Source organism: Streptomyces sp. IBSBF 3136, from assembly GCF_036815105.1.
Classification (GTDB): Bacteria; Actinomycetota; Actinomycetes; order Streptomycetales; family Streptomycetaceae; genus Streptomyces.
This window is the reverse complement of sequence record NZ_JAJSZC010000033.1, coordinates 24,462-48,593: the sequence shown is the minus strand read 5'-3', so window position 1 is coordinate 48,593 and position 24,132 is coordinate 24,462. Positions and strand designations below refer to the sequence as shown.

The following is a 24,132-nucleotide window of genomic DNA, read 5'->3' as shown; positions in this document are numbered from 1 at the left end:
GCCTTGCCCGATTCCCCCCATTCCACTGCTCGTTCACCGAAGAGGAGTTCCGCGCGGCGGCGCAGTTCCTCAGCGGGTGCGGGGCCGCGGTGGCGGGCGCGATGGCGGTCGGTGGGGCGGCGGCGGACGCGGCCGTCCGAGGTGGGGCCGCGGCCGGGTCCGCTGGTCGGGAGGGCTGCGCGAGAGCGTGATCGAAGTGCCATGCGTCGAGGATGGAACATCCTGGCGATTGGCGATGATCTTGGTCGATTCCCGGGGACAACACACCAGTTGTGGATAACTTCGTCACTCGTACGAGTGACGGGCGGCCGGCCCGGAAAGCCGGTGTCAGCGTGGGGAGACGACCACGCCCAGCAGCCCGGGGCCGGTGTGCGCCCCGATCACCGCTCCGACTTCGCTGACATGCAGGTCGGCCAGGGCGGGGATCCGTCCCCGCAACCGGTCGGCCAGCGCGGAGGCCCGGTCGGGGGCGGCGAGGTGGTGAACGGCGATGTCGACGTCGGCGCCGCCCGCGCGGTCGGCGGCGATCTCTTCCAGGCGGGCGATCGCCTTGGACGCCGTGCGGACCTTCTCGAGGAGTCCGATGCGGCCGCCGTCGAGCTGGAGCAGCGGCTTGACCGCGAGTGCGGAGCCGAGCAGGGCCTGTGCGGCGCCGATCCGGCCGCCGCGGCGCAGATAGTCGAGGGTGTCGACGTAGAAGTAGGCGGTGGTGCCTGCGGCCCGCTTCTCGGCGGCCGTCACTGCCTCGTCCACGGTGCCGCCGGCCTCCGCCGCCTCGGCCGCCGCGAGCGCGCAGAACCCCAGGGCCATCGCGACCATCCCGGTGTCCACCACCCGTACCGGCACCGGCGCCTCACGTGCCGCCAGGACCGCCGCGTCGTAGGTGCCGGACAGTTCGGCGGACAGGTGCAGGGACACGATGCCGCTCGCCCCGGACTCGGCGACCTGACGGTACGTCTGCGCGAAGACCTGGGGGCTGGGGCGGGAGGTGGTGACCGGGCGCCGCTTCTGCAACGCCTGGGCCAGGGAACGGGTCGAGATCTCGGTGCCCTCTTCGAGCGCCTGGTCGCCGAGGACCACGGTCAGGGGCACCGCGGTGATGCCGTGGCGCTCCATCGTCCGCGGCGGCAGGTAGGCCGTTGAATCGGTGACGATCGCGACATGGCGGGACATGAGCTGGAGGTTACCTGTCGTGGTTGCCGTGCGGCAGCCCGGCCCCTGCCGGCCGGACCGGGAGCGGGTCCGTCATGTGGTGCTCTCGGGGCGCGGCTTCTTCTGCCAGGAGTGGGCGGCGCGCTGCACGGGCGGGGTGATCGCGGGAGCCGGCCGCTCCCCTGCGGTGGAGGGTTCCGGGGCTTCGGGCCACGGCGGGGGCGCGGGTTCCGTCCTGGTCCAGTGCCGCAGGGCGCCCGCCTCGACGTCGATCTGGGTGCTCAGCGAGTCCAGGTCGTCGTCGGAGAAGCGGCGGGCCCGGTCGCGGGCGGCCCAGCGCAGGGAGTCGGCGGACTGGGTGATGCGCTCGGCGCGGCGGTGCAGTTCGGGCAGCAGCGCGGCGAGGGCGGCCCGGTCCGGCTCGGACTCCAGGCGCTTGAGATCGGCGTCCAGTTCACGCCCGTGCACGCTGAGCCGCTCGAAGAGGCCGAGGGACTCCTTCAGCGACTCGTCCTCCACCGCGCCCGCGTACAGCGCGTCCTGGGTGGCCCGCATCGAGGTGCGCAGGGTCAGCCGGAGTTGTGCGATCTCACCGGCCGGGCCGATCTGGGCGAAGGACCTGGCGCGCAGGGTGTGGTCCTCGACCGTGCGCCTGGCCTGCGCGATCGTGCGGTCGACTCCGCGCTTGGCGGCGCCGACGGCCTTGATCGTGACGTAGGTGCCGAGACCGATGAACGCCAGGAAGATCAGGGCGAACACGGTGATCACTGCTTCCATGACGCTCCTCCTCCGACCGGCACGGCACAAGCGGCCGCGCTCTCCACGGTAAACGCAGCGGGCAGGCCCCGGGTTCCGGAAGAACCCCGAACCTGCCCGTAGGGGACTACCCCGACGACCCGCGCACACCCGGCGCACCCGGTGTCACCTGTGCGCCGGGGACCGCCCGGCGGGGACGCGCTCTCACGCCGTGACGATGTTCACCAGCTTCGGAGCACGCACGATGACCTTGCGGATGCCCGCGCCACCCAGTGCCGCGACGACCTTCTCGTCGGCCAGCGCGGCCTTCTCCAGCTCCTCCTCGGAGATGGCCGGCGGCACCTCCAGGCGGGCCTTGACCTTGCCCTTGACCTGCACGACACAGGTCACGGTCTCGTCCACCACGTACCGCGGGTCGGCGACCGGGAAGTCCTGGTGGACGACCGAGTCGGTGTGGCCCAGCCTGCGCCACAGCTCCTCGGCGATGTGCGGGGCCAGCGGGGCGATCATCAGCACCAGCGGCTCGGCGACCTGGCGCGGCACCGCGGTACCGGCCTTGGTCAGGTGGTTGTTCAGCTCGGTGACCTTGGCGATGGCGGTGTTGAAGCGCAGGCCCTCCAGGTCCTGGCGTACTCCGTCGATCGCCTTGTGCAGGGCGCGCAGGGTGTCCTCGTCGGGCTCGGCGCCGGTGACGGTGATCTCACCGGAGTCCTCGTCGACGATGTTGCGCCACAGCCGCTGCAGCAGGCGGAACTGGCCGACGACCGCGCGCGTGTCCCACGGCCGGGAGACGTCCAGCGGGCCCATGGCCATCTCGTACAGGCGCAGGGTGTCGGCGCCGTACTCGGCGGCGATCTCGTCCGGGGTCACCGCGTTCTTCAGAGACTTGCCCATCTTGCCCAGCAGACGGCTGACCTTCTCGCCCTGGTGGTAGTAGTCGCCGTCGCGCTCCTCCACCTCGGCGGCCGGCACCGCGATGCCCCGGCTGTCGCGGTAGACATAGGCCTGGATCATGCCCTGGTTGAACAGCTTGTGGAACGGCTCGGCGGAGGAGACGTGCCCCAGGTCGTACAGGACCTTGGACCAGAAGCGCGCGTACAGCAGGTGCAGCACGGCGTGCTCGGCGCCGCCGACGTACAGGTCGACACCGCCGTGCGGCTGGCCCTCGCGCGGGCCCATCCAGTACCGCTCGATCTCGGGGTCGACCAGCTTCTGCTCGTTGTGCGGGTCCAGGTAGCGGAACTCGTACCAGCAGGAACCGGCCCAGTTGGGCATGGTGTTGGTCTCGCGGCGGTACTTCCGCGGCCCGTCGCCCAGGTCCAGGGTGACGTTGACCCAGTCCTCGTTGCGCGACAGCGGCGTCTCGGGGTGGGTGTCGGCGTCGTCCGGGTCGAACGTGCGCGGGCGGTAGTCCTCGACCTCGGGCAGCTCCAGCGGCAGCATCGACTCGGGCAGCGCGTGGGCGATGCCGTCCTCGTCGTAGACGATCGGGAAGGGCTCGCCCCAGTAGCGCTGGCGGCTGAACAGCCAGTCGCGCAGGCGGAAGTTGACGGTGCCCTCGCCGATGCCCTTGTCCGCCAGCCATGCGGTGATGCGCGCCTTGGCCTCGGCGACGCCCAGGCCGTCCAGGGAGATGTCGTCGTTGGACGAGTTGATGATCTTCGCGTCGTAGGAGGCGAAGGCGTTCTCCCACGTGGCGGTGTCGGTGCCGCGGCCGTCGGTCGGCTCGACGATGCAGTGGATCGGCAGCTCGAAGGCGCGCGCGAACTCGAAGTCACGCTGGTCGCCCGCGGGGACGGCCATGATCGCGCCGGTGCCGTAGCCCATCAGCACGTAGTCGGCGATGAAGACCGGCACCCGCTCGCCGTTGACGGGGTTGGTCGCGTAGGCGCCGATGAAGACGCCGGTCTTGTCCTTGGCCTCGGCCTGCCGCTCCACGTCGGACTTCGAGGCGGCCTGCGCGCGGTAGGCGGCGACGGCCTCGGCCGGCGTCGCGTGCCCGCCGGTCCACACCCCGTGCGTGCCCTCGGGCCACGCCTCGGGGGTGAACTTCTCGACCAGCGGGTGCTCGGGCGCCAGCACCATGTAGGTGGCGCCGAACAGGGTGTCCGGGCGGGTGGTGAAGACCGTGATGCGCTCGCCGTCGATCGGGAAGTCGACGCGGGCGCCCTCGCTGCGGCCGATCCAGTTGCGCTGCTGCAGCTTGATGGCCTCGGGCCAGTCCAGCTCCTCCAGGTCCTCCAGCAGGCGGTCGGCGTAGGCGGTGATGCGCATGTTCCACTGACGCAGCTTGGCCTTGAAGACCGGGAAGTTGCCGCGCTCGGACCGGCCGTCGGCGGTGACCTCCTCGTTGGCCAGCACGGTGCCCAGGCCGGGGCACCAGTTGACCGGGGCGTCGGAGGCGTAGGCCAGGCGGTATTCGCCCAGGACGTCGGCGCGCTCGCCCTCGCTCAGCTCGCTCCACGCGCGCGTGGTGCCCGGGACCGGCCGCTCACCGGACTCGAACGCGGCGATCAGCTCGGCGATCGGACGGGCCCTGCCGGCCTCCTCGTCGTACCAGGAGTTGAAGATCTGCAGGAAGATCCACTGGGTCCACTTGTAGTAGTCCGGGTCGATCGTGGCGAACGAGCGGCGCTTGTCGTGGCCCAGACCCAGCCGGCGCAGCTGGGCCTTCATGTTCTCGATGTTGGCCTCGGTGGACACCCGCGGGTGCGTGCCGGTCTGCACCGCGTACTGCTCGGCGGGCAGGCCGAAGGCGTCGAAGCCCAGGGTGTGCAGGACGTTGTGACCGGTCATGCGCTGGAACCGGGCGTAGACGTCGGTGGCGATGTAACCCAGGGGGTGACCCACGTGCAGACCCGCGCCCGAGGGGTACGGGAACATGTCCATGATGAACTTCTTGGGCTTCGCGACCAGCTCCGGGTCGCCCGCCAGGTCGCCCTTGGGGTTGGGCGCGCCGTAGGTGCCGTCGGCGTCCCAGAAGTCCTGCCAGCGTGCCTCGATGTCGGCGGCCAGAGCGGCCGTGTAGCGGTGCGGCGCGGCCTCCGCCGACGCCGCAGCGGTGGCAGCGGGGTTCGTCTCGCTCATGATCCTCAAAGCTCCATCGATCGTCTCTGCCTGCGGAAATGAAAAAGCCCCTCGCACAGGAGGGGACGCCGCGCCGATGCCGACCTCTCGGTTCGACCGGGGGTCGGTACTGATCAGCGCGGCCCGCTAAGCAGAAGGCGTACGGCACGCATGGCGCTAGGGTACCGCAGGCCTTGAGCAAGCCGCGACGCGCTTCCGTATGCCTTGTGGACATGCCACGAACCCGACCAGAACTGAACGAAGGTCAAAGATTACTTCGCGTAACAGCTACTAAGGGACATCGACGTGGTCGTCTCGTCCTTTGATAACAACGCAATAACTCAAACCTCGTACTGATCGGTATGGCTCCACTTAAGGTTCGGCAGCGGGACCGCTTTCCCGAAACTGCTCGGAGTTGCCCCCATGAACACTCGTCGTAGTAACAGCTCGCTCCCCAAACCCGGCCGGTCGGCCTATGGGGTGGCGTCCGCTGTCGTCCTGCTGCTCATACCCGTGATCGTGCTGGTGGGAGGCAGCCAGTTCCGCGAGTTCCTGAACTTCGGCGCGGGCGTGCTGTCCCTGGTGTCGCTCAGCTGCTCGGTGATCTGGGGCCTGTTCGCCCAGGACCGGATCTTCCTGAACACGCGCCAGCGGATCGTCGGCCAGGCGGTGCACCGGACGACCGCGGTCGCCTCGATCGCGTTCCTGCTGCTGCACATCACCACCAAGATCGTGCTCGGTCACACCAAGGTGATCGCCGCGATCATCCCGTTCTCCCTGGGCGTCACCGGGATCGGCGGCCTCGTCGGCCTGGGCTCGCTGGCGGGCCTGCTGATGATCTTCGTGGGCGTCACCGGCGCCCTGCGCAGCAACTTCGCCGCACCGGCCCCCGTCGCCGCCCGCTGGCGGGCGATGCACATGCTGGCCTATCCGGCCTGGTGCGCCGCACTGGTCCACGGCCTCTACGCGGGCCGCCAGGCGAAGCCGATCTTCACGATCCTCTACAGCCTGTCCCTGCTGGGCGTCATGGGCGCCCTCGCGCTGAGGTCCGCCCCGCGTCCCGTCAAGCGCAAGGTCGCCGACCGGCTCGTCGCCCTCCTGGGCAGCTCCGAGCGGCCCGGCATGGACGACCTGGAGGCGAGCCGCTCCCGGGTCGCCGAGTCCGGCCCCGGGGGTTTCGAGGGCCGGCGGCAGCCGAGGGCGCGCTCCGCCGAGGCCCCCGCCTCCGCACCGCTGTACCAGACCCCGATGGCCCCGGCCGGCGAGCCCGCCTCCGGGTTCGCCGCCGCCTACCGGGCGGTGCAGACCCCCGGCTCCCAGCAGCCGTTCGCGCCCGGGCCGACGACGCACATGGAGATGCCGATCGATCTGCAGGCCACGGAGGCGATGCCGCGCGTGGACGGCCCGTCCAGCACCTCGGGAAGCTGGCCGATCCCGTCGCCGCCGCCGGTCGGCGAGGCTCCGCCGTCGGCGTACGACCCGCTCCAGGACACCGGATACAACATCCCGGCCTATGGCAATCCGGGCACCGCCGGCTACGGCCGGAGTGACGTGTACGACACCGGTGAGACGAACGGCCGCTATGGGACGTACAACTCGAACGACACGTTCAACGGCGGTCCCGCCACCGAGACAAACCCCGGCGCCTCGTACGACGCACCGGGTTCGGGCGAACCCTGGAACATGCCTTCCGGAGGCTATAGGTGAACGAGGCCCTGCCCGACGTACCCGAAGTCCGCGTGGTCGGTCTTCCCGTGCTCACGTCGGGCTTCGACCTTGTGGAGCGGCTCGACCTGCCCATGCACCTCAAGGTGCACGGTCCGCTCGACCCGCTGGGCGGCGAACAGCTCGCCCAGCTCGCCGAGCGCATCAACCTCAAGGGGCGCGGCGGCGCCGGCTTCCCCTTCCACAAGAAGCTGCGCTCGGTCGCCGAGACGGCGATCAAACGGGGCGTACGGCCGGTCGTCGTCGTCAACGGCAGTGAGGACGAACCGGCCTGCCGCAAGGACACGGTGCTCATCAACCGTGCCCCGCACCTCATCCTGGACGGTGCGCTGCTGTGCGCCGAGGCTCTCGGCGCCCGCACGCTCGTGATCGGGGTCACCCGGGAGTCCACCCAGCGCTCCATGGAGGCCGCGCTCGCCGAGCGCGGTCTGAGCAACAGCCGCAGGTCGGCACTGCGCGCGTGGGTGCAGCGCAACCCGGTGCGCATGGTCACCGGCGCCGCCGCGTCGCTGATCCGCTCGGTCGACGGCGGCCCGGCGATCCCGCCCGGCCGCAAGATCAGCGCCTCGCAGAGCGGGGTCGGCGGGGCGCCCACACTGCTGTCGAACGCGGAGACGTTCGCCCAGCTCGCCATCGCCGCCCGGATCGGTCCCGAGCGCTACGGCAACACCGGCCTGTACGACGAGCCGGGCACCGTCATGCTGACGGTCTCCGGCGCGGTCGCCCGCCCGATGGTGATCGAGGTCCCCACGGGCGTGCCGCTGCGCTACGTGCTCCAGCTGGCCGGCGCCCCGCCGGTGCCGCAGGGTGTGCTCACCGGCGGCTACCACGGCAAGTGGATCGACGCGGCCACGGTCAACGAGGCCGTCGTCTCCCGCAACTCCCTGGACGCGGTGGGCGGCGCGATGGGCGCCGGCGCGATCCTGCCGATCACTCAGGACACCTGTCCGCTGGGCGAGTCGCTGCGGGTGGCCCAGTGGCTGGCGGAGGAGAGCGCCGGCCAGTGCGGCCCCTGCTACCTAGGACTGCCCGCGGCCGCGCGCGGCCTGGAGGACATCCTCAACGGAGGCGGGCCCGCCGCCCTGGAGGCGCTGAAGCAGGTCGCGAAGAACGTCAAGCGGCGCGGGGCGTGTTCGCACCCGGACGGCTCGGCGATGTTCCTGGAGTCGACCATCAAGGCGTTCACCGACGACCTGGCCGCCCACGTCCTCGGCAACGGCTGCGGACGGCCCGTGGAGGGCGTCCTGCCGCTCTTCGAGGGAGGCAGGGCCCCGACGGGCATCCCGGGCGGCGGAGAACCCGAGGAGGCCGGCAACAGCCGTCAGAAGATCTACGTCGACTGGACGCTGTGCCGGGGCCACGGACTGTGCGCCGACATCCTGCCGGAGGTCTTCGAACTGGGCGCGGACGGCTTCCCGACCGTGGCCCAGGCGCAGGTGCCGCGCTACGCGGAGGCCAAGGCGCTGCGCGCGGTGCGCCGCTGCCCGGCGCTGGCCCTGCGCATCGAGGAGGACACGCGCGGGCAGGCGCCGGCGCGCAACCTGCCCGTGCTGTCCCAGGGCCGCGGCCGCCGCGCCCTCGGACGCTGAGCGAACCGACGGCGGGTCACCCCTGCGCGGGTGACCCGCCGTCCCCCGCCACACCGGACGGACTCCGGGCGGACGCCGGGAACATGTGCCGTCGAACACGCCGAAGGCGGACCATCCGTGAGGATGGTCCGCCTTCGATTTCTGTGGAGCTAAGGAGAATTGAACTCCTGACCTCCTGCATGCCATGCAGGCGCTCTACCAACTGAGCTATAGCCCCTCGCGGTGTTCCGCCCGGTTCCCCCGGCGGCGATGCCAACATTACACGGTCACCGGGGTACACCACCAAATCGGTTTCCGGTCTGCCGCGGTACAGGCGCTAATGTCCCCTTTCGTGACCGTGATCGCGTTCTCCGGAGACCGGCGCCGGCTGCCGGTGGCCGTGGGCGCGTGCCTGCTGTCGTTCGCGGCGTTCTGGCTGGCCCAGCGGGCCGCGCACGTGACGATGGTCGACCTGCTGGTCTACCGGGCCGAGGGCGCCGCCGTCCGCGCGGGAGGCGACCTGTACGCGCTGCGGGCGACCACGGCACACCTGCCTCCCACCTATCCGCCGTTCGCGGCGCTGCTGTTCACGGCCCTGACCGTGCCGGGCACGACGGTCCTGCGCACGCTGGCGACGGCCGGGAACCTCGCGCTGCTGGTGGTGTTCGTACGGCTGTCGCTGAAACTCGTCGGCCACGCGCGCGTGGAGAGTGTCTGGTGGGTGGCCGCGGTGGCCGTGTGGTGCGAGCCGGTGTGGACGACCGTGCGCTACGGCCAGGTCAACCTGCTGCTGGCCGCCCTGGTGCTGGGGGACCTCGCGCGCGGGCCCGCCGGCCGGTGCGGCCGGTGGGCCGGGGCGGGGCTCGGGCTCGCCGCCGCGATCAAGCTGACGCCCGCGCTGTTCCCGGCGTTCCTGCTCGCCACGGGCGTCGCGGCCCGCGTGGGCGGGCGCGGGGGGCCGTGGCTGCGGCACGCGCGCGGGGCGGCCACGGCGTTCGCCGGGGCGACCCTGCTCGCGGCGGCGGCGCTGCCGTACGACTCGTGGCGGTACTGGACGGACATCGCGTTCCGGCCGGACCGGGCCGGGTATCCGGAGGCGACCGCCAACCAGGCCCTGCGCGGCGTTCTGGCGCGTCTGTCGCACACCCCGGACCCCGGGGCGCTCTGGCTCGCCGTCGTGGCAGTGGTGGCGGTCCTGGGCCTCGCCGTGGCGGTGGCGGCCGAGTTGCGGGACGCGCGGGCCTGGGCGGTGTGCGCCTGCGCGGTCACGGCGCTGCTGATCAGCCCGGTGTCGTGGACACATCACTGGGTGTGGTGCGTGCCCGTCGTGCTGCTGCTGTGGACACGCGGACGCCGGGCGGCCGCCGTGGGCACGGCACTGGTCTTCTGCTCGTACGTCCCCTGGTGGGTTCCGCACGGCACCGGGCGACCCGAACTGCGCCTGACCGGTCCGCAGTTGGCCCTGTCCGCACTCTACGCGGGAGCCGGTGCGCTGTTCCTCGTGCTCGCCCGGGCGTCGCTCCCGGCGTCCCGGCCGCGCTCCCTCGCGCGTCAGGCGGTGACGAAGGAGTAGAACCTCTTGAGCGTGCAGTGCTCCTCGAGCAGACGGCCGTAGATCGGCTCACCCTCCAGCTCACGGTAGGTCTCGATCGGGTCGCCTTTTATGATCAGCGCCCGCGCGCATTCCTCGCACCAGTACTGGTAGTCGGGATTGATCGGCTCCATGTCCCGGACGATGGGTGTACCGCTCCCGCACCAGTCGCACTTTCGCCTGTGTGCACCCATCGATCAGCTCCAGCTGTGGCCGCAGGCCGTGCACACGTAGGAAATCCCGCCGTTGTCGCCGAGAACCTGGGCCACGTGTGCGGAACCGCAGGAAGGGCAGCTGAGCCGGGTGGTCGTGTCCCGTATCAACGCCGCATCGAGGAGGTGGCCGACCTCCTCAAGGATGCTCGCAGGCATCGCTACTCCCTCCCGTCGGGCCGCGCCCCCTTCCGGCCGTTTGATTCTGCCACGGCCGGGCCAATACGGTCAGCGACGCCTCAGTACCAGTCCGGACACGGACCCCCCGGCGGCCGTCGCGACCAGGGCCGCACGCCCGCCGGGAACGCCTCCGCAGAGCTATACGCCGACGGGGCCCGAGTGACTCAAGCAAGGGCCGAGATCATCCGCCGGCGGAACGCAGAAGATCCCGTCCCCCTGAGGGAACGGGATCCTCTTCACCGATCTTCTGCCACTCGGGAGTGGCGATCAGTGGAGCTAAGGAGAATTGAACTCCTGACCTCCTGCATGCCATGCAGGCGCTCTACCAACTGAGCTATAGCCCCTGGCGTTCTTCCCGCTCGGCGGGGCGAACAAGAAGAACTTTAGCCTGCGACCTGCCGGAAAGTGAAATCCGGGTCCCCGGGCCCGGAACGGCGGGCTGTGGGCAGGCTCAGTCGTCGTCGCCGAGGACGGGCTCCGGGAGAGTGCCCGCGTTGTGCTCCAGCAGGCGCCAGCCGCGGGCGCCCTCGCCGAGCACGGACCAGCAGCAGTTCGAGAGACCGCCGAGGCTCTCCCAGTGCCGGGCCTCAAGGCCGAGCAGCCGGCCGATGGTGGTGCGGATGGTGCCGCCGTGGCTGACCACCACGAGGGTGCCGTCCTCGGGCAGCTTGTCGGCGTGCCGCAGCACGACGGGCGCGGCCCGGTCGGCGACCTCGGTCTCCAGTTCGCCGCCGCCGCGGCGGACCGCCTCGCCGCGCTTCCAGGCGGTGTACTCCTCGCCGTACCGGGCGAGGATCTCCTCGTGCGTCAGGCCCTGCCAGACGCCGGCGTAGGTCTCGCGCAGGCCCTCGTCACGGGTGACGGGCAGACCGGTCAGGGCGGCCAGCTCGGCGGCCGTGTCAGCGGCGCGCCGGAGGTCGGAGGAGACGATCGCGTCGGGCCGGAGGGAGGCGAGCAGCCGGGCGGCCCTGCGGGCCTGCCCGACGCCGGTCTCGGTCAGCTCGACGTCCGTGGTGCCCTGGAAGCGGCGCTCCACGTTCCACGCGGTCTGGCCGTGCCGCCACAGGATGATGCGGCGGCCGCGGTCCCTGCGGTCGCCCACCTCGCCGGTGGAGCTCATCACCACTCCCCGCCCGGCTCCTCGGCGGCCTCGGCGTCCCGCAGCCTGGCGTGCTCCTCGGCCTTGCCGCGGGTGGCCTCGGCGTCGGCGGGCAGCTTCAGCTCGGGGCAGTCCTTCCACAGCCGCTCCAGGGCGTAGAAGACGCGCTCCTCGCTGTGCTGGACGTGCACGACGATGTCGACGTAGTCGAGGAGGATCCAGCGGGACTCGCGGTCGCCCTCACGGCGTACCGGCTTGGCGCCCAGCTCCTTCAGGAGGCGCTCCTCGATCTCGTCGACGATCGCCCTGACCTGGCGGTCGTTCGGGGCCGAGGCCAGCAGGAATGCGTCCGTGATGGACAGCACGTCGCTGACGTCGTAGGCGATGACGTCGTGGGCGAGCTTGTCGGCCGCCGCCTGGGCGGCGGTGTTGATGAGCTCAAGGGAACGGTCTGTGGCGGTCACTACACGGCTTTCCGTCAAGGGGTCACTTGACACCAAGGGTCTCACGGACCGCCTGGGGCACCCCACGTGATTACCGCATCACCTGGGGCGCCCCGGCCGCTGTCAGGAGGAGGGCTTGTAGTCGCCGCCCAGGACGACCGAGACGTCGGCGCCGGAGGAGACGCCGCCCTTGGTCACGGCGGACGCGGGCAGCCCCAGTGTCTTGGCGACGTCGGAGGCGTTCGCCTTGTCGGCCGCGTCGGCGTAGAGCACCTTGGACGTGGTCCGTGTGCCGGAGGCGGTGCCGCCCTCGAGGAAGGTGAAGCCGCCGTTGAGGAGGACCACGCGGGCCTTCTCGGTGTCGTCCTTCACGCCGGTGGCGTTCTGGACGGAGACCCGGACCGCGGAACCCGCGTCGGGGCTCTTGGCGGTGCCGCCGAGGATGTCCTTCACCACGCTGTCGCTGGTGCGGGCGGTCAGCGTGCCGTCGGGCTGCACGGGCAGCAGGGCGGTGCGGTAGTCGCCGCCCTTGGCGAGGTCGGCGAGCCGGGCGAGGAAGCTGCCGAGGTCCTTGTCGGTCAGCGGCGGATCGAGGATCTGGGCGAGGGTCTGCACGGTGGTCGTGGCGGCCGCCGGGTCGGAGGAGAGCTTGCGCAGCACGCCCTGCATGACCTGCCCGAACCGCTCGAGCTGGGCGTTCTGGGCCTCGCCGGGGGCACGGTAGGTGGCGTAGGCGACGGCCATCTTGCCGCTGAGCGTCTGAGCCTTGCCCTGGTGGACGAGCGGCGCGGTGCCCTTCTTCTTGGCGGCCGGGTCGGGCACGTCGGCGTTGGTGTCCAGGTCGATGTTGCCGACCAGGTCGACGAGGTTCTGCAGGTAGGGGGTGTCCAGCCGCCAGCTGCCCTGGATGTCGGTGCCGAGGACCGTGTCGAGCTGGTCGCGGGTGCCGGAGGCGCCGTCGTCGTCGACCGACTTGGCGAGGGTCGTGGCGGTGCCGTCGTCGCCGGACACGGCCAGCGAGTTGGGCAGCAGGACGGTGGTGCCCTGCTTGGTGGTGGTGTTGTCCACCAGCAGCGCCGTGGAGGTGCCGCCCTTGCCCGTGTTGTGCAGGTGGACGACGATCACGTCGCGTTTCTGGGCGCTCACGGGTGTCGCCGTGCCCGTGCCCGAGCCGGACGAGGACAGACCGGGCAGCTTCCCGGCGTACCAGAGCCAGCCGACGCCGCCGACGGCGACGAGGGCGAGGACGACGATCAGGGCGACGACCCGCGCGCGTGCGCGGCGGCGGGCCTCCTCGCGGCGCTCGGTTCGGTTCTCGGTGAACTTCAGCCAGTCGATGACGTCCTCGGAGTCACCGTCGGGGTCCTCCACGAACGCGAACTGCTCGGTGCGGTAGTCCCGGTCTCGGTCCCCGTCCCCGGTTCCCCCAGGTCCCGCCGGCTCCCCCGGCCCCGCGTGGTCCTCCCCGTACTCGCCCGGGTGCTGCGCACGGTCGGCGGGACCGGCCTGCTGCGGGATGTACGCGGTCTGCTCGGCGCCCCGGGGCTGCTGCCGGCCGCCGGGGGCCGCCTGACCGTAGGGGTCGTAGGGGTCGTAGGGGGCTGCCGTGCGGTGCGTACCGGTGCCGTAGGGGTCGTAGGGGGTGCCGGAGCCGTAGGGGTCGTAGCCGGGCGCGGCGGCCGGCTGCTGACCGGTGTCGTACGGGTCGTAGGCCGAAGTCGGCCGCTGCCCGCCGCCCGTGGCGTACGGGTCGTAGCCGTAGCCCTGCTGGGCGTACGGGTCGTAGGGCTGCTGCTGCGGCGGCGCCTGCTGTGCCGGGATCTGGCGGTACACGGGCTGGCCGTGCTCGTCGTAGCCGACGAGTTCGTACGGTGCGGCGCCGTGGCCGGCGTCACCCGTGTCGTATCGGTCGTTCACCGGTGCCCCTCTCGGCTCACTCGCCGCGGTACAGCTCGCGCTTGTCGATGTAACGCACGACCCCGTCCGGCACCATGTACCAGATGGGGTCGCCCTTGGCGACTCTCGCACGGCAGTCCGTGGAGGAGATGGCCAGCGCCGGGACCTCGACGAGCGAGACGCCGCCCTCCGGCAGGCCCGGGTTCGTCAGCTGGTGTCCGGGTCTGGTGACGCCGATGAAGTGTGCGAGGGAGAACAGCTCCTCCGAGTCCCGCCACGTCAGCAGTTGGGCGAGGGCGTCGGCGCCGGTGATGAAGAAGAGGTCGGTGTCGGGGTTGAGGGCCCGCAGGTCGCGCAGGGTGTCCACGGTGTAGGTGGGGCCGCCGCGGTCGATGTCGATGCGGCTGACGGAGAACTGCGGGTTCTCGGCGGTGGCGATGACCGTCATGAGGTAGCGGTCCTCGGCCGGGGAGACACTGCGGTGCAACTTCTGCCACGGCTGACCGGTGGGCACGAACACCACCTCGTCCAGCTGGAACTGGGCCGCGACCTCGCTGGCCGCCACGAGGTGTCCGTGGTGGATCGGGTCGAACGTTCCGCCCATGACGCCGAGGCGGCGCTTGCCCGTGTGGGCGGGGCCGTTGCCCTGCCCGTACGCCGGAGCCTTCACCTGGTCGGCCTCCGGATCGGCGCTGCCGGCGGCGGTGGCGGTGTCGGCCGCGCGCGCGGCCGTCTCGTACGCCGGACCGGTAGGCATGTCCTGCTCTCCCATGCGTGCAGACCCTACCGGCCCGGCCTGAGGGCCCTGGCCGGGGATGGTGTCCGGGTCAGCGGTCGCGGTTGAAGCGGGTGGTGATCCACAGGAGCAGCAGCAGGATGAACAGGGCGCCCCCGCCGGTGAGGGCCGGATTGAGGCTGTCGTGGTTGCCGCCGTGCTCCTCGGCGATGGTGACCAACTGGGCGGCGGCGCGGTGGAAGCTCATCTTCGGCAGGACCAATCGCGTGTGGGCGGGATAAAGGTGTCGCCTCATCGTATGCGGCCGGTCCGCCTGCGATCACCCCGACTCCGCCACCGGTGCGCGGCCCGGTCCCGCGGGGCCGCCCCCGGGGAACCTTCCGCGCCGCTCAGTCGTCCTTCTGCTTGTACCCGCGGAGCAGGAACCAGGCGGTCAGTACACACCCGAGGATCATCACGACGATGACGATCCGGAGCAGATTTCCCGACCCGTGCTGTTGGACGGCGGCGGCGGCCTCGGTCAGCCGGACGGCTGCGGGACGGTGCTCCATGACGTGGACTCCTTCGGCTGTACTGCCCGTCCACGGTATCTCCGCCTAGGCTGGCCCCTGCCTCCGGGGCACGGACAGCGGGCACTCACACACGCACATGGGGGAAGACATGTCGGACGACGGCCGCGAGCGTACGGGGCACGAGCGTGTGCCGAGCAGGCAGCGCAGGCGCTTCCCGGGGATCTCCTCGCGTGCGTACGAGCACCCGGCCGACCGGTCGGCCCTGGTGGCGCTGCGCAGGCTCAGCGGTTTCGACACGGTGTTCAAGGCGCTCAGCGGGCTGCTGCCGGAGCGCAGCCTGAGACTGCTTTTCCTGTCCGACTCGGTGCGGGTCTCCGAGCGGCAGTTCTCCCACCTGCACACCATGCTGCTGGACGCCTGTTACATCCTGGACCTGGAGAAGGTCCCGCCGATGTACGTCACGCAGGACCCGCAGCCGAACGCGATGTGCATCGGGCTGGACGAGCCGATCATCGTGGTCACCACGGGGCTGGTCGAGCTGCTCGACGAGGAGGAGATGCGGGCGGTCGTCGGGCACGAGGTGGGGCACGCCCTGTCCGGGCACTCGGTGTACCGCACGGTCCTGCTGTTCCTGACGACGCTGGCGCTGAAGGTGGCCTGGATCCCGCTGGGGAATCTGGCGATCATGGCGATCGTGACCGCGCTGCGGGAATGGTTCCGCAAGTCGGAGCTGTCCGCCGACCGGGCGGGGCTGCTGGTGGGGCAGGACCTGCGGGCCTCGATGCGCGGCCTGATGAAGATGGCGGGCGGCAACCACCTGCACGAGATGAACGTGGACGCGTTCCTGGAGCAGGCCGAGGAGTACGAGGCCGGCGGCGATCTGCGCGACTCCGTGCTGAAGATCCTGAACGTGCTGCCCCGCTCACACCCCTTCGCCACCGTCCGGGCGGCCGAGCTGAAGAGGTGGGCCGAGTCGCGGGACCACCAGCGGATCATGGACGGGCACTACCCGCGGCGCAGCGAGGACAAGGACACCTCGGTCGGCGACTCGTTCCGCGAGTCCGCGGCGAGCTACGCCGGGGACGTGAAGAGTTCCAAGGACCCGCTGATGAAGCTGGTGACGGATCTCGCGGGCGGGGCCGGTGATCTGGGCGGCCGGGTCAGGCGCGGCTTCGACGGCTTCCGGAGCGCCCCGCCGTCCGAGGAGGACCCGCGGGGCGAGGACTCACGGGGCAAGGACTCACGGGGCGGGGAGGAGCCGTGGGACGGAGAGGGGCCGCGGGACACCCGGCCCTCCTCCTGACCGACGCACCCGGCACAGCACACCTGGCGCACCGGGCGCACCGGGCGCTCAGACCTTCGGCTGGGCCCCGGCGGACAGCGTGCCGCACAGGGCCGTGGTGCTGTCGGTCGCGAAGGGGTCGGTGCCAGCCGGGCCGCCCGCCCGGGCGGTCTGGCCGGACAGCAGGGGACGCAGGTAGGAGGTGGCGTCCTCGGCGCAGGACATGGGGCCCGCCTGGGCGGAGGAGGCGACCACCTGGAGTTCGCCCAGGCGCAGGTCGTCACGGTCGAAGCGGAAGGTCAGGTCGCGGCGGACGGTGAACAGGGACACGGAGGCCGTGGCGGCCGCGCCCGCCGGGCGCAGGGCGTAGACGAAGATCGTGTGGGCGCCGACCTCCAGGGTGGCGGAGTCGGCCTCGGTGGCCTCCAGGGTGCCCTGGACGCGGATCCTGTCGTCGGCCAGCCGCACGCGGGAAGGGTCGAGGCGGACCAGCCAGCCGGTGGGCGCGTGCCGGCCGTCCGCCGCCGGGTGGTCGAAGCTCTGCTCGAACTGGCCCAGCTGGTCGGAGTCGAGCAGTGACCGGGCCGGGCGGACCTGGCGGCCGGTGAGCACGCCGGGGTCGAGCGAGCTGCGGACGAGGTAGTTCCGGGCGGTGCTCAGGGCGGCCGTGACCTGGCTGTCGGAGAAGTGCGCGGTGCTGCGGGTGGCGGGCAGCGGGATCCCGGTGGCGCCGACCTCGAACTGTGCGGCGGGGCTGTGCGCGTACAGGTACTCGGCGTCGGCGGCGCCGGGCACCTTGCCCTGCGGGACGAGGGGTATGACGGTCATCCGCAGGGCCTCGACGGGGCGCCGGGTGGCCGGGGAGCTGTACGGGTGGCGGACGCCCATGTATATCGCGGTGCCGAAGGCGACGGCGATCAGCACGGCGAGGATCAGGATCTGCCGGGTCAGCCCCCGGCGCAGGTGCGTACGGCGGCGTACGGCGGGCGCGTGGTCGGCCATGCGCTCCTGGGCCGAGTACTCCTGGATACGGGCAGCGCGGACGAACGACTCGTCGAAGACGACGGATCGGTATTCGTCCTCCGCACCGCCGGGGCCGCCCTCGGGTGTCCCCTCCGGTGGGTCTCCAGGCCCGCCCATACCTTCAGGGTAGGTCTCACGAGCCTCGGGTAAACGCCCGGCCGCACGACAACTTCTGACAGGTTCTCACCACATCCGTGAGCGCCTGTTCAGGGTGATCGCGGGACCGCGGAGACCGCCGGCTGGGCGGTGTCGGCGGAGGCGGAGGGGGGTGAGGCCGCGCCCTGTTCCAGGCCGGTCGAGGCGGGCGAGGGCACCCGGTCGCGGGTGTTCGAGGAGGCACCGCGGTAGACCGCGGCGAAGGCCAGCGCGACCATGCCGACGCCCATCACCAGGGCGAGCAGCCAGGCGACGGGCCGGTGCCAGCGGACCTGCTTGCCGTAGGGGCCGAAGGCACCGGGCCGGTCGTCGAGCGGATGGGTGTCGTCGAACTCGTCGCCTCGATCATGACCGAGATCGGTCGCCTCGGGACCGTATCCGTCGTCGTAGCGCTCGCCTCTGGCGTGGGCCCGCCGGGCCTCCGCCTCGGAGGCCTCGGCTCTGGCCTGCGCGGCGGCCAGGAGGCGCTCGACGGCGGTCGGCTCGTGCACCACGGCCGCCCGTACGAAGGCCTCGTCGAAGACCACGGAGGCGAACTCTTCGTCCGACACCCCGTGGTCGTGGTCGTCGTCGGGGTCCCAGCCGTCGGAAAACGGCGTGCCCCCCACGTCCTCCGGCACGGATCCAGAGTAGACCTGGGGGGTCAATTTGGGCAGACGGTATGGAAATTCATCCGGCTGCTGAGACACCTTCGCGCCGGTCGGTCAGCGGCGCACGTGACCGTCGCCGGTGACGATGTACTTCGTGCTGGTCAGCTCCGGAAGGCCCATGGGGCCGCGGGCGTGCAGCTTCTGGGTGGAGATGCCGATCTCGGCGCCGAAGCCGAACTGGCCGCCGTCGGTGAAGCGGGTGGAGGCGTTCACGGCGACGGTGGTGGAGTCGACCAGCTGGGTGAAGCGGCGGGCCGCCTGCTGGGAGGTGGTGACGATGGCCTCGGTGTGGCCGGAGGTCCACAGCCGGATGTGCTCGACGGCCTTGTCGAGGGAGTCCACGACGGCGGCGGCGATGTCGTGGGACAGGTACTCCGTCTCCCAGTCCTCCGGGGTGGCCTCGACGACGGTGGCCTTGGAGCCCTCGGCGAAGGCCAGCACCCGCTCGTCGGCGTGCACGGTGACCCCGGCCCCGGCGAGGGCGTCGAGGGCGCGCGGCAGGAACGCGGGGGCGATGTCCTGGTGCACCAGGAGGGTCTCGGCGGCGTTGCAGACGCTGACCCGCTGGGCCTTGGAGTTGATCAGGATGTCGATCGCCATGTCGATGTCGGCCTGGGCGTCGACGTAGACGTGGCAGTTGCCGGTGCCGGTCTCGATGACGGGCACGGTGGACTCGCTGACCACGGTCCGGATCAGGGAGGCGCCGCCGCGCGGGATCAGCACGTCGACGAGCCCGCGGGCGCGCATCAGCTCGCGCACGGACTCGCGGCTCTCGCCGGGCACGAGCTGGACGGCGTCGGCGGGCAGCCCGGCGCCGCCGACGGCGTCCCGGACGACCCGGACCAGGGCGGTGTTGGAGGCGTAGGCGGAGGCGGAGCCGCGCAGCAGGACGGCGTTGCCGGACTTCAGGCAGAGGGCGGCGGCGTCGACGGTGACGTTGGGGCGGGCCTCGTAGACGATGCCGACCACGCCGAGCGGCACGCGGACCTGGCGCAGGTCGATGCCGTTGGGCAGGGTGGAGCCGCGGACGACCTCGCCGACGGGGTCGGGCAGCTTCGCGACGTCGCGGACGTCGGAGGCGATGGCGCGGACCCGCTCGGGAGTGAGGGTGAGCCGGTCGACGATGGCCTCGCTGGTGCCGTTCTCCCGGGCCTTGGCGACGTCCTCGGCGTTGGCCTCGACGATCTCGCCGGTCCGGACCTCCAGGGCGTCGGCCACGGCGAGCAGCGCGTCGTCCTTGGCGGCGCGCGGGAGCGGCGCGAGGTCGGCGGCGGCGGCCCTGGCCCGGTAGGCGGCCTGGGTGACCGGGGACATGGAGTCGTACGGCGAGAGCGTGGTCATGGGGGAAGGGTAGTGCGCGGCCCGGCGCCGTTCAGCCGTCGTCCCACACCGCGAGACGGGTGAAAAGGGACGCCCGGGGCCCCCGGGCCGGGCCCGGGGCGGGGCGTCAGAAGGGGTGGACGCCGACCGGTGTCGCGGGGGCGGGTCCGTATCCCTCGGCGATCCGCTGGTGGTAGGTCTCCCGGTCGATGACCTCCAGGCCGACGATCTCCCAGGCCGGCAGCCCGGCGGTCTGCCGGTGCTCGCCCCACAGGCGCAGGGCGACGGCGGCCGCGTCGTGCAGGTCGCGGGCCTCCTCCCAGTACCGGATCTCGGCGTGGTCGCTCGCGTATCTGCTGGTCAGCAGGAAGGGGTGGTCGTGGGCGAGCTGTTCGAGGGCGCGTCGCAGGTCCGGCAGCGGGACCTTGTCACCGGAGACGCTGAGGGTGACGTGCCACAGGCGGGGCAGGTCCTTGGGCTCCTCGTAGTCCTGGTAGGTGTCCCCGGGCGCGACGCTCGTCAGAGCACCGCGGGACGCCGCCCCAGGGCGCACTCGTCTCACGACGTCCTCCTTCACGGTATGCCCCTCGACGGAACCTGTCGGAACCTGTCCCTTCGACTGCCTCTGAGACAAAGTTGAGCAGGCCGCAGGGCTCCGCGTGGCGGTTTTACGGAACGTCCCCCAGCGGGGTCGGTCCTTACGTCCCCTTTTACCGGCGGTTTTACGACTGTTACGAGTGCAGCAGCACCAGGTCGTCCCTGTGTACGACCTCGCGTTCGTACGCGGGGCCCAGCTCGCGCGCCAGCTCCCGGGTGGAGCGGCCGATCAGCTGGGGGATCTCCTTGGCGTCGAAGTTGACGAGGCCGCGGGCGACCGCGTGCCCGCTGCCGTCGCGCAGCTCCACCGGGTCCCCGGCGCTGAACTCGCCCTCGACGGCGGCGATCCCGGCGGGCAGCAGGGACGTGCGCCGCTCGACGACCGCGCGGACGGCGCCGTCGTCGAGGGTGAGGGAGCCCTGCGGGGTGGAGGCGTGCTGCAACCACAGCAGCCGGTCCGCCGAGCGCTTGCCGGTGGGGTGGAAGTAGGTGCCGGTGTCGCGGCCGGCCAGGGCCTCCGCCGCGTGGACGGCGCTGGTCAGCACCACCGGGATGCCGGCGGCGGCGGCGATCCGGGCGGCCTCGACCTTGGTGACCATGCCGCCGGTGCCGACGCCGGCCTTGCCCGCGCTGCCGATCTCGACCTCGGCGAGGTCCGCGGGTCCGCGCACCTCGGCTATCCGCGAGGTGCCGGGCCTGCTGGGGTCGCCGTCGTAGACGCCGTCGACGTCGGAGAGGAGCACGAGCAGGTCGGCGTGGACGAGGTGGGCGACGAGCGCGGCGAGGCGGTCGTTGTCGCCGAAGCGGATCTCGTCGGTGGCGACGGTGTCGTTCTCGTTGACGATCGGGAAGGCACCCATGGCCAGCAGCTTGTCCAGCGTGCGGGAGGCGTTGCGGTGGTGGGCGCGGCGGCTCATGTCGTCGCTGGTGAGCAGGACCTGGCCGACGCGAACGCCGTAGCGGGCGAAGGAGGCGGTGTAGCGGGCGACGAGCAGGCCCTGGCCGACGCTGGCGGCGGCCTGCTGGCGGGCCAGGTCCCTGGGGCGGCGGCGCAGGCCGAGCGGGGCCAGGCCGGCGGCGATCGCTCCGGAGGAGACGAGGACGACCTCCCGCTCCCCGCCGCTGCGGCTCTTGGCCAGGACGTCGACCAGTGCGTCGACGCGGTCGGCGTCCAGGCCGCCGGCGGCGGTGGTCAGCGACGAGGAGCCCACCTTGACGACGATCCTGCGGGCCTCGCCCACGGCCTGCCTTGCGCTTGCCACCTTGCCTGCTGTCCCCTCGCGCGGTTCCGGCTGCCTGTGCGGCAATCTACGCGAAGGGGGCCGGGGGGTGCGCACCGGTCCAGCCTCCGGACGGCCGCTCCGTAGCCGTTCGATCACGGCGTGCGTATGGCAAAAAGGTTGTGTTGGTTGGTTATAGAAATTAAAGCCTGATCAAACATAACGTGAAGATCGTGTCTCCTACCGTTCCCCCCGCGAAGCGCATTCTGCTCAGATCCGGCAAGAGCCCCTACGACGTCTACACCGTGGAGGAGGCTCTCCACCAGGACGTGATGGCCACCAACGCGGGCAACCTGATCTTCCAGGACGCGGCTCACAAGATCCTGGAGACACCGGGCACCGAGGTCGTCTCCAACGGCGGGCGCACCGAGGTGGCGGCCGCCGCGCGGATCAACGCGGAGTTCGACGCGTTCGTCGTGCCGCTCGCCAACGCCTTCCGGCCCTCGTTCGAGAATGCCCTGAAGCGCCTCACCCGGCTGATCACACGGCTGAGGATCCCGGTCGTGGTGCTCGGCGTCGGCGCGCAGACCGGGGTGAGCTACGACCCGGCGCGGCTGCGGCAGATCGAGCCGACGGTGCGCGCGTTCTGCTCGGCGGTGCTGGAGCGCAGCGCCTCGATCGGGGTGCGCGGCGAGTTCACCGAGCAGTACCTGCGGGACATGGGCTTCCGTGACGTGGAGGTGATCGGCTGCCCGTCGCTGTTCCTGTACGGCAGCACCCTCGACGTCCGCAAGCGGGTGCCCGGGGTGACCGCCGAGTCGCGGATCGCGATCAACGGCTCGCACAGCGCGGTGAAGAAGCAGGGCCTCGGCCGGATCATCAGCCGCGCCCACGAGCGCTACCCGCACCTGCGCTTCGTGGGACAGAACCTCAGCGACGCGCGACAGCTGCACTGGCGGGACCTCAGCGACCCGAACGCCCTGGTGACGGCGATGCCGACGCACCCGGACCACCCGATGTACCGGGAGGACAAGGTCCGTGTGTACGTCGACCCGGTCACCTGGATCGACGAGCTGCGGCCCTTCGACTTCTCCTTCGGCTCGCGCATCCACGGCAACATCGCGGCGCTGCTCGCGGGCACGCCGGCGACGGTGCTGTGCGGGGACTCGCGCACGCTGGAGCTGTGCCGGTACTTCGAGATCCCGCACCAGCGGCTGGACAAGGTCGTCAAGGACCCGGAGGCGGCGGACCCCGCCCGGCTGTACGAGCAGGCCGACCTCAGCGGACTGACCGGCAACCACCGCGAGCGTTTCGACCGGTTCGTCGGGTTCCTCGACAAGAACGGACTGCGGAACACCTTCACGCACGGCGACGGCGGTGCGGCCTTCGAGGAACGGATGGCGTCGCTGTCGTTCCCGCCCGGGGTGCGCCCCTGGAACGACGTCGACCTCGCGTCGCTCAGCAGCCGGTTCGGCTGGCTGCACACCCGGGTCAGCGAACTGAGCGATGAAAACACCCAGTTGAGGCGGGAGCTGGCGCGGACCAGGAAGGCGCAGGGCGCGGTGCCCGCCCCCGCGGCCTCCGTCTACCGGCGGGCCCGCCGGGTGGTGGGCCGGGCGCTGCAGTCGGGCCGTCAGTAGCCGCGGCGGGCACCGCCGTCAGGCCGCCGCCGTTCCGACGCCCGCGCTGGGCAGCATCCGCCGGACCTTGCGCAGCGCACGGCGCAGGAAGGAGTTGGCGGCGGCCTCCCGGTAGCCGTCGAAGGCGCGGGCCTCACGGGGTTCGGCGAGGTAGACGTGGTCGGGGATTCCGGCCGCCGACCTGAAGTGCGGGTAGACGAGGTACACACGGGTTCCGCGCCGCTCCAGGACGGCCGCGGCCTGCTTCTTCGCCTTCACGAACTCCACGACGTCCAGCAGCAGGTCCGGGCGCTGCTGGTGGACCAGGTGCAGCCGCAGCCGCTCGTGCACCTTGAGCCGGCGGGCCACCTCGGGCGTCCAGTAGGCGTCCATCAGCGGCTTGGCCAGTTCGAGCTTGTGCCGGCGGACGTCCTCTCCGTCCTTGAGGAACTTCGGCCCGAACTGCGGCAGCAGGGTGATGAGGAAGGGCCGGACCATGAGGCTGTCGCGCCTGGCGCCCGCCGGGACCATGTCGGCGATCAGCCGCATCAGGGCGCGCGCGGAGTCGAAGCGGAGCGTGTAGCCGCCGCTCTTCGTCACGTGCTTGCCGTCCTCACGGCCCACCAGGTAGTAGCAGGTGTAGTCGGCGAGCACGGAGACGCCGTCGGCCCGCAGGTACGCCTCCATGGTGAAGAGCGCGTCCTCGCCGGTCCACAGGGACTCGTCGAAGCGCATGCCGTGCCGGTCCAGCAGGGCGCGGCGGAAGAGTTTCTGCGCGCTCAGCGTGAACTTGATGTTGGAGGAGTGGACGTCGGTCCGGTCGAGCGACCGGCCCCACATCGACTTCGGCGCGATGCGGTTGATGCCTTCGACCCGGCCGAGGACGACGTCGGTGCCGTTGCGGTCGGCCATGGCGACCATGCGCTCCAGGGCCTCGGAGCCGAGCCGGTCGTCGGCGTCGAGGAAGAAGACGTAGCGTCCGGCCGCCTTGTCGAGGCCGACGTTGCGCGGGCCGCTGGGTCCGCCGGAGTTGTCCTGCCGGATGACGGTGACCGGCATGGGGGCGCGGGCCGCGAACTCCTCCAGGTACTCCCCCGTGCCGTCCGTGGAGCCGTCGTCGACGGCGATGACCTCCATGCGGGCCGGGTCGATGGTCTGGGCCTCGACGGACGCCAGGCACTCGACCAGGTAGGGCATCGCCTCGTACGCCCCGATGATCACGCTGACATCAGGCTGCGTCTCGACGGTCACGTTTCCCCCTTGTCACCCTTGTCAACGGTACATTCCACCCGTATCTGCTCAATCTCGCCTTGTTAGACGGGTCCCCCG

Annotated in this window: 22 protein-coding genes, 2 tRNA genes and 1 pseudogene; 6 read left to right on the top strand and 19 right to left on the bottom strand. The window is 71.5% G+C overall.

The features are described 5' to 3' along the window. Positions 1–191 (top strand): annotated as a pseudogene (locus tag V7E45_RS10410) (hypothetical protein); the annotation flags it as partial. A 136-nt stretch (positions 192–327) separates the two neighbouring features. Here the strand turns inward: V7E45_RS10410 and V7E45_RS10405 are convergent. The 3 genes from V7E45_RS10405 to leuS form a co-directional block, all read right to left on the bottom strand. Then, entirely contained in the window at positions 328–1,173 is an 846-nt protein-coding gene (locus V7E45_RS10405) for a DegV family protein (protein ID WP_333773804.1), read from the bottom strand. 72 nt (positions 1,174–1,245) lie between these two features. Beyond that, a complete protein-coding gene (locus V7E45_RS10400; RefSeq protein WP_333773803.1) occupies positions 1,246–1,929 on the bottom strand; it encodes a hypothetical protein in 684 nt (227 codons plus the stop codon). Between the two features lie 183 nt (positions 1,930–2,112). Beyond that, the gene (gene leuS / locus V7E45_RS10395) at positions 2,113–4,995 is read right to left on the bottom strand and encodes a leucine--tRNA ligase (protein WP_333773802.1); all 2,883 of its coding nucleotides are present in this window, start codon (positions 4,993–4,995) and stop codon (positions 2,113–2,115) included. Positions 4,996–5,397: 402 nt separating this feature from the next. Here leuS and V7E45_RS10390 point away from each other — a divergent pair, with 402 nt between their 5' ends. After that, a complete protein-coding gene (locus tag V7E45_RS10390) occupies positions 5,398–6,681 on the top strand; it encodes a cytochrome b/b6 domain-containing protein (RefSeq protein ID WP_333773801.1) in 1,284 nt (427 codons plus the stop codon). After that, positions 6,678–8,288: an NADH-ubiquinone oxidoreductase-F iron-sulfur binding region domain-containing protein gene (locus V7E45_RS10385; protein WP_333773800.1), complete on the top strand. Its 1,611-nt coding sequence runs from the start codon at positions 6,678–6,680 to the stop codon at positions 8,286–8,288. The genes V7E45_RS10390 and V7E45_RS10385 overlap by 4 nt, the downstream gene beginning before the upstream one ends. 144 nt (positions 8,289–8,432) lie before the next feature. Here V7E45_RS10385 and V7E45_RS10380 read toward each other — a convergent pair. Beyond that, positions 8,433–8,505: transfer RNA gene (locus tag V7E45_RS10380), tRNA-Ala, on the bottom strand. A gap of 114 nt (positions 8,506–8,619) precedes the next feature. Between V7E45_RS10380 and V7E45_RS10375 the strand changes: the two genes are divergently transcribed. Beyond that, a complete protein-coding gene (locus tag V7E45_RS10375; RefSeq protein WP_333773799.1) occupies positions 8,620–9,840 on the top strand; it encodes a glycosyltransferase 87 family protein in 1,221 nt (406 codons plus the stop codon). Here the strand turns inward: V7E45_RS10375 and V7E45_RS10370 are convergent. From V7E45_RS10370 to V7E45_RS10330, 9 genes are all read right to left on the bottom strand, one after another. Beyond that, positions 9,819–10,052 (bottom strand): hypothetical protein, encoded by a 234-nt coding sequence (locus V7E45_RS10370; RefSeq protein WP_006136074.1) that lies wholly within the window; start codon positions 10,050–10,052, stop codon positions 9,819–9,821. The two genes, V7E45_RS10375 and V7E45_RS10370, sit on opposite strands and share 22 nt — an antisense overlap. Before the next feature lie 3 nt (positions 10,053–10,055). Further along, complete coding sequence (locus V7E45_RS10365) at positions 10,056–10,229, bottom strand: hypothetical protein (RefSeq protein WP_333773798.1); 174 nt, start codon at positions 10,227–10,229, stop codon at positions 10,056–10,058. Between the two features lie 292 nt (positions 10,230–10,521). Then, positions 10,522–10,594, bottom strand: a tRNA-Ala gene (locus tag V7E45_RS10360). Between the two features lie 107 nt (positions 10,595–10,701). Then, positions 10,702–11,370, bottom strand: a complete 669-nt coding sequence (locus V7E45_RS10355; protein ID WP_333773797.1) for a histidine phosphatase family protein — start codon at positions 11,368–11,370, stop codon at positions 10,702–10,704. Beyond that, positions 11,370–11,813 (bottom strand): ribosome silencing factor, encoded by a 444-nt coding sequence (gene rsfS / locus V7E45_RS10350; RefSeq protein WP_333773796.1) that lies wholly within the window; start codon positions 11,811–11,813, stop codon positions 11,370–11,372. The genes V7E45_RS10355 and rsfS overlap by 1 nt, the downstream gene beginning before the upstream one ends. 102 nt (positions 11,814–11,915) lie before the next feature. After that, complete coding sequence (locus V7E45_RS10345; RefSeq protein WP_333773795.1) at positions 11,916–13,709, bottom strand: LCP family protein; 1,794 nt, start codon at positions 13,707–13,709, stop codon at positions 11,916–11,918. Positions 13,710–13,725: 16 nt separating this feature from the next. After that, positions 13,726–14,460: a nicotinate-nucleotide adenylyltransferase gene (nadD, locus tag V7E45_RS10340; RefSeq protein ID WP_333773794.1), complete on the bottom strand. Its 735-nt coding sequence runs from the start codon at positions 14,458–14,460 to the stop codon at positions 13,726–13,728. Positions 14,461–14,515: 55 nt separating this feature from the next. Further along, positions 14,516–14,671: a hypothetical protein gene (locus tag V7E45_RS10335; protein WP_333773793.1), complete on the bottom strand. Its 156-nt coding sequence runs from the start codon at positions 14,669–14,671 to the stop codon at positions 14,516–14,518. Positions 14,672–14,813: 142 nt separating this feature from the next. After that, entirely contained in the window at positions 14,814–14,975 is a 162-nt protein-coding gene (locus tag V7E45_RS10330; RefSeq protein WP_333773792.1) for a hypothetical protein, read from the bottom strand. A 109-nt stretch (positions 14,976–15,084) separates the two neighbouring features. On the opposite strand from V7E45_RS10330, the gene V7E45_RS10325 reads away from it, so the two are divergent. After that, positions 15,085–16,239 carry a M48 family metallopeptidase gene (locus V7E45_RS10325; protein WP_333773791.1) on the top strand — a complete coding sequence of 385 codons (1,155 nt, stop codon included), beginning with the start codon at positions 15,085–15,087 and terminating at the stop codon, positions 16,237–16,239. A gap of 48 nt (positions 16,240–16,287) precedes the next feature. On the opposite strand, the gene V7E45_RS10320 is transcribed toward V7E45_RS10325, so the two are convergent. The 5 genes from V7E45_RS10320 to proB form a co-directional block, all read right to left on the bottom strand. Beyond that, positions 16,288–17,358 (bottom strand): SCO2583 family membrane protein, encoded by a 1,071-nt coding sequence (locus V7E45_RS10320; RefSeq protein ID WP_333773790.1) that lies wholly within the window; start codon positions 17,356–17,358, stop codon positions 16,288–16,290. Positions 17,359–17,447: 89 nt separating this feature from the next. Continuing rightward, positions 17,448–18,017 (bottom strand): SCO2584 family spore wall biosynthesis protein, encoded by a 570-nt coding sequence (locus V7E45_RS10315; RefSeq protein WP_443056002.1) that lies wholly within the window; start codon positions 18,015–18,017, stop codon positions 17,448–17,450. Between the two features lie 84 nt (positions 18,018–18,101). Further along, complete coding sequence (locus V7E45_RS10310) at positions 18,102–19,388, bottom strand: glutamate-5-semialdehyde dehydrogenase (protein ID WP_333773788.1); 1,287 nt, start codon at positions 19,386–19,388, stop codon at positions 18,102–18,104. A 106-nt stretch (positions 19,389–19,494) separates the two neighbouring features. Next, entirely contained in the window at positions 19,495–19,929 is a 435-nt protein-coding gene (locus V7E45_RS10305) for a hypothetical protein (RefSeq protein ID WP_333773787.1), read from the bottom strand. A gap of 169 nt (positions 19,930–20,098) precedes the next feature. Beyond that, positions 20,099–21,205, bottom strand: a complete 1,107-nt coding sequence (proB, locus tag V7E45_RS10300; RefSeq protein WP_333773806.1) for a glutamate 5-kinase — start codon at positions 21,203–21,205, stop codon at positions 20,099–20,101. Positions 21,206–21,417: 212 nt separating this feature from the next. Here proB and V7E45_RS10295 point away from each other — a divergent pair, with 212 nt between their 5' ends. Continuing rightward, the gene (locus V7E45_RS10295) at positions 21,418–22,824 is read left to right on the top strand and encodes a polysaccharide pyruvyl transferase family protein (RefSeq protein ID WP_333773786.1); all 1,407 of its coding nucleotides are present in this window, start codon (positions 21,418–21,420) and stop codon (positions 22,822–22,824) included. Positions 22,825–22,842: 18 nt separating this feature from the next. Here V7E45_RS10295 and V7E45_RS10290 read toward each other — a convergent pair whose 3' ends face one another. Beyond that, entirely contained in the window at positions 22,843–24,054 is a 1,212-nt protein-coding gene (locus tag V7E45_RS10290) for a glycosyltransferase family 2 protein (protein ID WP_333773785.1), read from the bottom strand. Positions 24,055–24,132: the final 78 nt, after the last annotated feature.